The organism is Candidatus Omnitrophota bacterium (assembly GCA_013791745.1).
Taxonomy (GTDB): Bacteria; CG03; CG03; order CG03; family CG03; genus CG03.
In genome coordinates, this window is record VMTH01000129.1 from 1 (window position 1) to 11,306 (window position 11,306).

The 11,306-nt window shown below is 36.7% G+C and carries 11 protein-coding genes; 2 read left to right on the forward strand and 9 right to left on the reverse strand.

The genetic code is table 11. The features are described 5' to 3' along the window. Both FP827_06190 and FP827_06195 read left to right on the forward strand, forming a co-directional pair. Window positions 1–834, forward strand: an 834-nt coding sequence (locus FP827_06190; GenBank protein ID MBA3052657.1) for a GDP-L-fucose synthase, incomplete at its 5' end; no start/stop codon positions are given. 12 nt (window positions 835–846) lie between these two features. Continuing rightward, entirely contained in the window at window positions 847–1,998 is a 1,152-nt protein-coding gene (locus FP827_06195; GenBank protein MBA3052658.1) for a DegT/DnrJ/EryC1/StrS aminotransferase family protein, read from the forward strand. Window positions 1,999–2,069: 71 nt separating this feature from the next. On the opposite strand, the gene FP827_06200 is transcribed toward FP827_06195, so the two are convergent. From FP827_06200 to neuB, 9 genes are read right to left on the reverse strand one after another with little or no spacing between them, the layout of a single operon-like run. Then, a complete protein-coding gene (locus tag FP827_06200; GenBank protein MBA3052659.1) occupies window positions 2,070–3,338 on the reverse strand; it encodes a glycosyltransferase family 39 protein in 1,269 nt (422 codons plus the stop codon). A 5-nt stretch (window positions 3,339–3,343) separates the two neighbouring features. Next, window positions 3,344–4,249, reverse strand: a complete 906-nt coding sequence (locus FP827_06205) for a hypothetical protein (protein ID MBA3052660.1) — start codon at window positions 4,247–4,249, stop codon at window positions 3,344–3,346. Window positions 4,250–4,284: 35 nt separating this feature from the next. Beyond that, window positions 4,285–5,091 carry a 3-deoxy-manno-octulosonate cytidylyltransferase gene (locus FP827_06210; protein ID MBA3052661.1) on the reverse strand — a complete coding sequence of 269 codons (807 nt, stop codon included), beginning with the start codon at window positions 5,089–5,091 and terminating at the stop codon, window positions 4,285–4,287. After that, window positions 5,088–6,119, reverse strand: a complete 1,032-nt coding sequence (locus tag FP827_06215; protein ID MBA3052662.1) for an N-acetylneuraminate synthase — start codon at window positions 6,117–6,119, stop codon at window positions 5,088–5,090. The genes FP827_06210 and FP827_06215 overlap by 4 nt, the downstream gene beginning before the upstream one ends. A 1-nt stretch (window position 6,120) precedes the next feature. Next, entirely contained in the window at window positions 6,121–7,164 is a 1,044-nt protein-coding gene (locus FP827_06220) for an NAD-dependent epimerase/dehydratase family protein (GenBank protein MBA3052663.1), read from the reverse strand. Continuing rightward, window positions 7,161–8,288, reverse strand: a complete 1,128-nt coding sequence (locus FP827_06225; protein ID MBA3052664.1) for a DegT/DnrJ/EryC1/StrS family aminotransferase — start codon at window positions 8,286–8,288, stop codon at window positions 7,161–7,163. The genes FP827_06220 and FP827_06225 overlap by 4 nt, the downstream gene beginning before the upstream one ends. Continuing rightward, window positions 8,285–8,692, reverse strand: a complete 408-nt coding sequence (locus FP827_06230; GenBank protein MBA3052665.1) for an acyltransferase — start codon at window positions 8,690–8,692, stop codon at window positions 8,285–8,287. The genes FP827_06225 and FP827_06230 overlap by 4 nt, the downstream gene beginning before the upstream one ends. Before the next feature lie 3 nt (window positions 8,693–8,695). Then, the gene (gene neuC, locus FP827_06235) at window positions 8,696–9,841 is read right to left on the reverse strand and encodes a UDP-N-acetylglucosamine 2-epimerase (hydrolyzing) (GenBank protein MBA3052666.1); all 1,146 of its coding nucleotides are present in this window, start codon (window positions 9,839–9,841) and stop codon (window positions 8,696–8,698) included. After that, a complete protein-coding gene (gene neuB, locus FP827_06240) occupies window positions 9,838–10,890 on the reverse strand; it encodes an N-acetylneuraminate synthase (GenBank protein ID MBA3052667.1) in 1,053 nt (350 codons plus the stop codon). The genes neuC and neuB overlap by 4 nt, the downstream gene beginning before the upstream one ends. Window positions 10,891–11,306 lie beyond the last annotated feature (416 nt).

Below are 11,306 nucleotides of genomic sequence, written 5' to 3' on the forward strand. Positions count from 1 at the left end.
AGCGAGTTAGATTTGAGAGACAATGGAAGTGTAACTGCTTTTTTTGAAAACGAAATCCCCGAATATGTGTTTTTTGCAGCAGGTACTGTCGGGGGAATTATGGCTAACATTAAATACCCGGCAGATTTCATTTATAATAATATAGCGATGGCAGTTAATGTTATTGAGGAGTCATATAAAAATAAAGTAAAAAAGCTGCTGTATCTTGGTAGCAGTTGTATATATCCCAAAAACGCAAATCAACCAATCAAAGAAGAGTGTCTGATGAGTGGGGAATTAGAGGAAACAAACAAACCATTCGCAATAGCTAAACTTGCCGGTATTGAACTATGCCAGGCATATAATAAACAATACGGAACAAGCAATATTTGTCTTATACCCTCAAATGTATTTGGTATAAATGATAATTATGATTTTGAGAATTCACATTTAGTCGCTGCGCTGATTAGAAAAATATATGAGGCGAAAAATGAAAACAAGCCATTTGTAAAACTCTGGGGAACCGGTCGAGTATTAAGAGAAGCTTTGTGTTCCGATGAATTAGCTGAAGCATGTTTGTTTTTTATGAACAAATATTCGGGGAGTGATGTTATAAATATTGGGAGTGGGTTAGACTATTACATTTCTGACCTGGCACAAATGATAAAAGAAATTTCCGGTTATGAGGGGACAATAGAATTCGATACAAGTAAGCCGGACGGTATGTACAAAAAACAATTAGATGTCAGCAGGGCAGCCAAATTGGGTTGGAAAACTAAGGGGGATTTAATCATGGAATTAACAAAAACCTATAATGATTTTGTTGCGAATTACAATAAATATTGTATGAATTAAGAGGATAATTATATGTGGAAATTACAGGAAAACATTCTTGAACAAAGTGATAAAAATGGCCTGTCTGATTTTATTAATTCTACAGATCGATTTACTCAATTCACTATGGTAAAACTATTTGAAAAAGAATGGTCTAAATGGCAGGGATGTAAATATTCTGTTTTTGTTAATTCAGGCAGTTCTGCGGATTTACTTATGATGGATGGCATTAAGGAGTATTACAACATACCTGATAATAGTGAAGTGATTGTCCCGGCCGTAACCTGGACGACAAATATAACAGCTGTTATACAAGCTAAATTAAAACCGGTATTTGTTGACATCAATTTATGCGATCTGTCGTTTAATTACGATGCTATTGAACAAGTGATTTCAAAAAAAACCAGAATTATTTTAGTAACTCATCTTATTGGTTTGCCTGCTAATATGGCAAAAATAAAATCTATTGCAGAAAAATATAATTTGATTGTATTGGAAGACTGTTGCGAATCGCATGGATCTACTTTTGATGAAAAAAAAATAGGTAATCATGGAACCACAAGCACTTTTAGCTTCTATTGGGGCCACCACATGACTACTATTGAGGGTGGTATGTTATGCACGGACGTAGAAGAGTTGAATGATCTGTTTATATTAAAAAGATCACACGGGTTGGCTAGAGAGTTGGACTCGTCAAAACATTCTATTTATAAAAAAAAATACCCTGATATTGATTTTAATTTTTTGTTTCTCACGTTTGGCTATAATTTTAGGAATACAGAATTGCATGCAACAATAGGAATTGAACAATTAAAACACCTTGATAACTATATTGCAATTAGAAATAAAAACTATGAAAAATTCATTGAAATATTGGCGTTTGTTGCAGATAAAATATACATGTGTAATTCTAAGGGATTCTCGTCTTTCTGTTTTCCGTTTATCTTTAGGGATAAAATGAATAAAAATATATTACAATCAAAGTTTTTCGATAACCAGATCGAAACCCGTCCAATTATAAGTGGAAATCTTTTGCGTCAGCCATGTTTTAAAGACTATGGCAAATATTCCGATTTTTCCAATGCTGATATTTTGCATCAAAATGGTTTTTATATCGGGAACAATCAATTTGTGAACGAGGCGAGGCTAAATAAACTAAAGGACATTCTTCACGAAGTATTTTAATATGTATATTCCAGCCTCCAAATACAAACTTATAATCAATATCACAAAATTTATTGGACCGGACAAAAAAATTAAATATTTTCCCCTTTATTATTGATGATTATTTTTCTGCGCGCCTTCAAATATCGCCAACCATTCAACCCTAATGCAACCAATATCGGATATACCGGAACCGCGTATCTGGGTATACCCCAGCAAACAGAATACCCCGCCCAGTAGACTAAATAAAATAATGATAGGAACATAATCTCAATTCTCCGTTCATATAATAGCCCGGCAAACAATCCTATATACAGCGGGAATTGAATTAATACCGCCGGAACAATCCAGATATACCATCTCATAGACACCCCGGCAACGTGACCAAACCATTCCCTTGAAACATTGGTGAAAGAAAAAACATTCTGCGTTATCTTCAGTAACGTTTCTCCGGGATGACTAGCCATGTATTTAAATATTTTTGCTCTGAATTCTTTAGGCGGCAGTCCTTGCTGTTTTAAATTTTTGACATAATCATTCCCTGCTGTTTTACCAAATATCCCGGACGAGTGGAAGAACACGGTGTGCATTTCAGTTCCCATGTCATTAATTAGAATAAATTTATTGAATTGCAGATAGTTTCTTACTGTCCAGGGAGTAAGTGTAAGAATAAATATCCCCGATATTACAACAAGTTTTTTCCAGGATAAGTTCCAATTTAACTTTCTAAAGAGTTTCGACAGCAGCCACATCACCCAAAATATCAATGGGGCATGCATTGTAACTATTTTACCAAGAGTCGCGATTCCCCAAAAAAATCCTACAAGAACGGCTTTTGTATATGTTTGGTCTCTTAGCCAGCAGACTGTCAAATACGCAGAAAAAGTAGTTAACAATAATAACATCGGCTCCTGCAAAATGTATACAAGTTCAGTGAATAAAAATGGATTAAGCGCAATAAATAAACCTCCCAAAAAAGAAACTCTTTGGGAAAACATCCTGGATAAAAGGATAAACGATACCCATATCCCGAGACTTTGAAAAAGTATTTGAAGGATTACCATAGCCTGCACTGTCATATTTTTTGTGATAGTAAACCAAAAAGCCAGAACTGCGGGAAACAAAGGCGGGCGCGAAGCGGAAAGGGTTTCCTCCCCGCAAGTGAAGCCTATCCCTGCCGCTACATCTTTCGCGGCCACTATGTAACCAACAGCATCACTCTGTTGTTCCGGTATCGGAGATAAGCGTGTAAAAATAAAATAAGTGAAAAAAGAAATAACGAAAAGTGGAAATCCGTAAACAAAACTCTTAGAAAATCCAATATTTCTCAACTTTGTTCCGGCGTCGGCAAATATTCTCATAATTATTACCCTTTACTGCTTAATTTTTCCCATGAAAAGACATCCATAAATGCGGACAATCTTGACTTTGCCGACCACGTGTAAAAATGAATATTTTTATGCTTTTTTGCAATGAATTTAATATATTCATCAATCCCTATTATGCCATCCTGCCTTATGGAAGTCCAATGCTTTCCATTTTTCCCGGATGGGGGGGCCCAACTGCCATAAAAATTCCCGGCATCATCAAGATCTATCCCGCACAAAACGATGTTAGCGAACTTTCTTCTTACGGCAAAATCAATGAATGTGCTAATTGAGCCTCTTACTTGCATAAAAAGTCTATCAGGAATAATTTTACGAAGCAAATCCAGAAAAATTAGTGACTGGCCAGTACGGCAGCTTACTGACATCAAATTGTAAACATACATCAGATCTTTTAAGTCTTTATAAACAAATCTCTTCATCTCGTGATTCTCAGATAGCTCAAGTTCTCTTATGGTTGTATCGCTTGTTAAAATAACTTTTGTTTTCCCATTTAATAGTTTACCGGACATTGCTTTTTTCCAAGCTTCAAAATACCGCGAAGAAGTAAACGGCCTGTATTGCGCTTCTTCCTGCTGACTAAGATGATCTATTAAATTAAAATCATGAAAACACTCAAACGCATAAATATCTGTTGTAAAAGAGTGTGTGTTAAACAAACCATCAGAATATGAATCATATTTTTTTATTTTCTCGAAATCTGCGGTTCTCATGTCATTAATTGACATGCCTGTGCCGAAAATAAAAAATGTATCACTTTTTTTATTATAATCGCTTATTCCGAATTTTTTAAAGGCGCTACTTTTTAAATAAGCTTCAGCTAAACTTATAAAATATCTCTTTAGGTAACCTAAAATATCCCTCACTACCAACCATGAATTATTCATTATATATCCCTTAAGTTAGTGTTAAAAATCCCTGCTTAAGCTTCTCCTTTGTATATTCTTTTTTTTATCCCTGAAATAGTCTTGAGATTTCGTGAGTAAAACCTGTCAATCTTTTCTTTTATTCCGGGGGTTAACTTTCTCTGAACGCATTTATTGTTTATTTTTAAAAGCCGCGGGTTTTCATCCAGATAATCTATAACTTTTCCCAGGCTGAGAACTCCTGTGAATTTTATTTCCCTGTGCAACCTTTTCAGAAACCTATAATCTTCCTTGTAATCCAGCGTCAACCTGATGTTCGGATGTCTGTATTTGCCCTTTGCCGGAAGCACACACACATCAAAAACTCGCGGTTGGTTAAACAGATGCCCCCATATTTCAGTATCTATCACTTCTTTAACTCTGCAAACAACCTCAAGAGCTTTATTTTTAAGCCCGTAACAAATACCGCCTATAGGTAACCCCTCTATTTTTATATAGTCATATTTCCCCTTTTTAGCTTCTTTGATAGCAAGCTCGGCATGATATATACTGAACAAAGGATTATCCGCCGTCACACTAATAATAAAATCCATATTGAACAACTTAGCGGCAGAAAACATTCGATTCAGAACATCCTCTTCGCTTCCGGCAAAATAATATATGCCGTTTTTTGCCGCAATATCAACAAGAGGCCTGTCCTGCGGATTGGTTGAAGTGCAAAGAACAATATCAGACACCCCTTTTACCACTTTAGCCCTGTCTATAATCCTCTCAATCACTGTTCTGCCGTTCAGATCCTTCAATATTTTCATCGGCAATCTCTTGGATTTCAATCTTGCCGTAATTAATAACCCTATTTTCATTTTGTTTTACCAAACTTATATTTCAACTTATCAAAAGTTATTATTTCGTCTTTCTTTATATTTTGACCGGCATGCAAGCCAATCAAAGATACGAATTCTTTCTGTTGCACCGGAGATATTTCCCGCGTCCTCTTAAAGCACAGATTACTCAAACTCAGTTTTTCACCTTTTCTGATATCTCGTTCGGCGACAATAGCTTTTTTCATTGGTCCAGTTTGACCATATTTCAATTCAGCGGCCGACATTTTCATACTGCCCGAACCGTATACTGATAGTACTGTGGATAAAAGATTCTTTATTTTTAACATTTTGTCTTCGCCGACCGCCGCTTCAAAATCTATTCTCTTTTTACCCTCAGCAAGAGTAAAATGTTTTTCAAGTATGTTGATTCCCATCATGCCCGCCATACAGCTAACCTCTTCGTTATACCTATCATTAAACGCGGTATGATCGGCATATCCAACAGGCAAATCAAATAGTTTTTTCAACTTCAATATTTTTGACAAATTAATTTCGGAATAATTCGTTGGATAATTTTGAAAACCATACATTAACAAAATATCTCTTTTGCCTTTTTCCCTCAAAAAATTAACTGCATACTCTATTTCATCAAGCGTCGAGCCACCCACACCCAAAATAATCGTGCCTTTGAAAGCCGCGGATTCTTTAAGCATAAAATAATCGTTCAAACTCACGGCGTGAAGCTCAATCGCCTTGATATCAGGATATACCCTTTGTATGAACTTTATGCTTTCCACGTCGTCGCATAACGCGATAACATCCAGTTTTTTACCTTTAGCCCTGTCTATAAGCTCGCGCCATTGCTTTTTGGAAAAAAGCCAGGTTTTCAATAACTTCATAGCCGGATGCTTTTCCTGCATATAGCTTTCCAGTTTCAACATCAAATGATATTTAATCGCCTGAACTTTCAAATTGGCAATTTTATCCGTCATATCACGTAAGTAGCGGAAATCACCTTCATGATTATACGCTGTTTCAGCAATTATATACGGCTTGTTTTTGTTCATTTTATATTCCATCCTCCAGCAATTCATCAATTCGCTTTTTTGACAGCAATTCAGCCTGATCCGAAGAATACTTTTGAATTTTTGCCTTTTTGTAATTTTTATATTTTGCCCTGCTCTTTTTATATGCCTTGTATTTTTTATTGACTATCTGAGACGGCATAAGAATAAACATTTCACCGGTCTCATATGCGTTTTTCGATTCTTCCGGAGTCATGAGTTCTTCATAAAGTTTTTCACCATCGCGGGAACCTATTTTTTTTAGTTTAATATCATCCTTATTATGTTTGTGCTCAACCGCATATTTATCAATCATCACTGAAGCCAATTCACCTATTTTTAATGCCTGCATTTTGAAGATAAATATTTCACCGCCGAAGGAGTGGACTGTTGCCTTTATGACCAATTCAACAGCACGTGAAATACTCATAATGAAACGCGTCGTATTCATATCTGTTACAGTGACGGGGCCACCTGCTTTTATCTGATCCATAAATATGGGGATAACAGAACCGCGGGACGCCAGAACATTTCCAAATCTGACACTACAGAACACTGTTTTTTTATAGCCCTTATAATAATCCGCCGAACTGGTAAGCCGTTCAGCTAACAATTTAGTAGAACCCATCACATTAGTGGGACTCGCCGCTTTATCCGTACTGATAGTCACCATTTTGTCCACATTTGCCTCCAATGCGGCATCTATTAAGTTTTGAGTCCCTAATACATTGATATTCACCGCCTCAAACGGGTTATACTCGCAAAATGGGACATGTTTCAAAGCGGCGGCATGAAAAATTATATCCACGCCTTCTACAGCCTTTTTTAGCCTTATCCTATCTCTTACATCACCAATCAAATATCTAAGTTTTGGATGATTTCTAAACCGCTGCTGCAGCTTAAAGTGGCTGTTTTCATCATTGCTGAATACCCGTATTGTTTCCACGTTATATTCCAACAACTGTTTCACAATACCTGAACCTATCGAGCCCGTGCCGCCTGAAACAAAAATATTTTTACCTTCAAAATATTTTTTAATTTCATTCATTTTTTTACCTCTCTTATTACTTTTTTTAACTTTTTCACAATAAAATCTACCTGTTTGTCCGATATGTTATTAAAAAATGGCAATGCTATAGTTAGACCGGAAATCTTTTCCGTCACAGGGAAATCGCCTTTTTTATATCCGAAAGTTTTCGTGTAAAACGGTTGAAAATGAATTGCCGGAAAATAACTATTGCAAGCAATACCATATTCTTTTAATTTAACAATGATATTATCCCGTTGCTTTTGGGAAAAATATTCCTTTAATCGAATAACATACACAAAATAACTCCTCGTTATCCCGAGATCATCATGAGCGGGAAGGATTATATCATCGATGCCACCCAACTTCTTATTATACATTTCCTGTATTTTTTTTCTTTTGCATAAAATTTCATTAATCCTCGATAATTGTGCTATTCCTAATGCACAATTGATATCGCTAATTCTATAATTATAGCCGATCCGCGTGTGCGCCAGCCACGCCATGCCATGATCCCTTCCCTGGTTTCTCAAGCTTCGGCAAATTGATGCAATTTGACTGTTATTCGTGACAATCATCCCGCCCTCGCCGGTGGTAATCTGCTTATTAGGATAAAATGCGAATACCCCGCAATCGCCAAAACGGCCAATGCTTTTCCCTTTATATTTTGCGCCAATTGCCTCACAAGCGTCTTCAATAACCGCTAATTTGTATTTTTTCGCGATTTTTCTAATTTTATCCATTTCACACGGATATCCGAATATATGCACAGGCAAAATAGCCTTCGTCTTCTTTGTTATTGCTTTTTCTATTTTTGATTCATCAATATTAAAATTATCTTCGCGTATATCAACAAAAACAGGCGTGGCACGTTCAAATAACATACAATTGGCTGAAGAGATAAAACTGAATGGGGTTGTGATAACTTCATCTCCGTCTTTAATCCCTAAGGCCTTGACGCACAGATGCAGCGCTGAAGTTCCGCTATTCACAGCTATCGCATATTTCACGTCTATGTATTCAGCAAACTTCTGCTCGAATTCTGAAAGTTTAGGGCCCAAACTTAAATGCGGCGTTTTCAATACAGCAATCACAGCATTTATTTCTTTTGCCGTAATATCGGGACTGGACAAAGGGATATTCATATTTTATTTTTTTTCTTCACGCGGATTGTTACAGGCACGCCAAAAGCAATAACATCTTCCGGGACTGTACGATTTACAAAACTATGGGCTCCAATAATAGTATTCTTACCTATTGTAACGCCCGGCATAATGGTAGAATGACTGCCTATGCGCGCACCTTTTTTTATTATTACTTTGCCCTTTTTATTATCAATGGTAGAGACAGAATATACCGAACAGTGAGAACCTATCTGCACATCGTCCTCAATTATAACCCCGTATTTAGCGTTAATGTAAGTGAATGCTCCTATATCCGTATATTTGCCTAATTTAAAATTCTTTTTATTTTGAACAACCCAGTTATATTTAGTCATCTTGCCGTCTTTAATCACCGGAAATTTCCAATTTTTAAATCCTTCTCTCATAATTTAATAAGTTATCCTTTTTTGCATAAGATTCAAATCAAATTTAACACCGCTGATGATTTTAACAATTTTATCGCTTGCTGTCCCATTGCCATAAGGATTTTTACACTTTTTAACTGACTCTCTGAGATTTCTGTTATAAACAGATTTTTTTATCGCCGCCTTAATTTTAGCTTTTTTACAATTGACATTTATAACATTCGCTGCCTGCTCTCTGCCCGCTTGCCTGCTGCCTATGTTCACTGCCGGTAAGTTAAAAGAAGGGGCTTCAATTATCGCGCTCGAAGAATTTCCCACTATAACCGACGCTATGCGCAAAACTCCAAGATAATCTCTATGCGGAATGCTCTTATATATTTCAACATACGGTACTTTGCTGTATTTTTTTATAACCGCTATCATTTGCCGGCCGCCGGCGTCAGCATTTGGATAAATAACCATGACAGGCAATTTAAAACTTACTGCGGCATACATTGTCTCTTTCATCTGGAAAGCGGCTTCTTTTATTTCAGATAAAACCGGATGCTGGATGACAAGAATCAATTTTTCGTCCGAAAAACCATATTTATCCCTTAATTCTTTTTTGGAAGTATAATCGCTTTTTAAAATCCTATCTAATGCCGGCGCTCCTACCAAATAAACCCTGTTTCTATCTTCCCCCATACTAATTATTCTTTCCGCACTTTTGCGAGTTGCCGCAAAATGTATATGTGACAACTTTGTTATTGCGTGCCTCAAAATGCCGTCGACATGGCCTGATATTTCACCACCATGGATATGCGCCACCGGTATATTAAGATAATTGGCCGCCACGGCGGCGGCAAACATCTCGCCTCTATCTCCTAGAACGACAACAATATCCGGCTTAATTCGGTTAAAAACATGCGCGAATTTCCCGACTGCCTGACCCACCGAATACGCCATTGCCTCACCGGTATCTTTGCTATACGAAATATCCACTCTGCTATTTACTTTAAAACCGTCTTCTTCAATATCTTTAACGGTGTAACCAAATTCTTTCATCAAATGCATACCTGTCGCAACGATGCTCAACTGTAAATCCCTGTCATTTTTTATCTTACTCAAAACAGGATAGTATATTCCGTAATCAGCCCTTGTTCCGGTAACAACGCAGATTTTCTTTTTCATTTTAAATATTTCCATAATAAAATTTCATTTTTACCAATAATTTTTGCGGCTTTTTTGCCTAGCACTTTATTCATGTCTTTTGGTTTAATTCCCGTGCCCGGCCTTTTGACTGTTAGCATTGCTAAAGTAATTTGCTCGCCCTTTTTTATTTTCCGGGTGGAAACAACACTTTTCCTTGCGATATCCATTATTCTTTTTTCCGAAAATGCCGGTTTTTTTATGCCGTTTCCAAATGCTTTTTCTATCATCCTGGTATTTTGTACCAGTTTTGAAAACTCCCTCTGCTCAATGGATGCTTTATGATCCGGCCCCTTCATTTTTTTAGAGAGAGTAAAATGTTTTTCAATTACACAAGCTCCCATGGCGACAGCGGCTAAAGACATTTCTATCCCTTTAGTGTGATCGGAATATCCTATTGGAACTTTAAATTTATCTCTTAACGTATTCATTGCCCTTAAATTCACATCATTCATATCTGCCGGATAATTCGAAGTGCAATGAAGCAAGATTAGTTTTCTATTCCCTGAATTATAAATCGTTTTAACGGCATCCTCAACTTCCGCCATTGTCGACATCCCCGACGACAATATAACAGGTTTGCCGAATCCCGCCACAGTTTTAAGTAAGGGTATATTTGTAATGTCACCCGAACCTATCTTAAAGGCCGGCACACCTAAGCCATTTAAAAATTGCGCGCTCTTTTGATCAAAAGGCGTTGAAAGAAATATGATTTTTTTCTTTCTGCAGTATTTAAATATCTCTCGGAATTCACTTTCTAAAAGTTCAAGTTTTCTAAGCATCTCAAATTGCGATTTTGCCTTAGCATTCTTCTTTTGATATTCTGCCTGCGGAGCTCTTCTGGTCACTAGTTCTTCTGTTTTAAATGTTTGGAATTTTACGGCATCCGCTCCGGCTGCTTTTGCTGCCTCAACAAGTTTGTTTGCCAGTTTCAAGCTGCCGTTATGATTAACCCCCGCTTCCGCAATTATAAAAGCCGGACAGCCATCGCCCACTTCCCGGTCCTTAATCCTAATCTTTTTTATTTTCATTGGTTCTCTAATTATTCTATGTCCCCTCGCACATTATCCGCCACAGCAATCTTCTGAACAAAATATTCAGCGACAGCATTCATAACGTTCAATGTGTTCTGAACATATTATAAGTTCAATAACTTTGTTTGTCAAGCCCTTGCCTTTTTCCTCATAGCCGAAAAACTCCCTTTTATATTGTACCATGTGTTTTATTATACAATACCCTGGAATACTTCCTTTAATCTTATCTCTTAAATAGCAAATAGTTCCTGATGAAACTATAAAACATTAAGAACACAAAACTAAAAAATATCACGCTTTTTACTGCTATAGCCGCATAAATATTAATCCCCAGGTTCTGTAATACAAACCAATACATACCTAAATACACTAGAAACAGCGAAAGAGACCCTCCTATCGTCCATAAGGGGGTA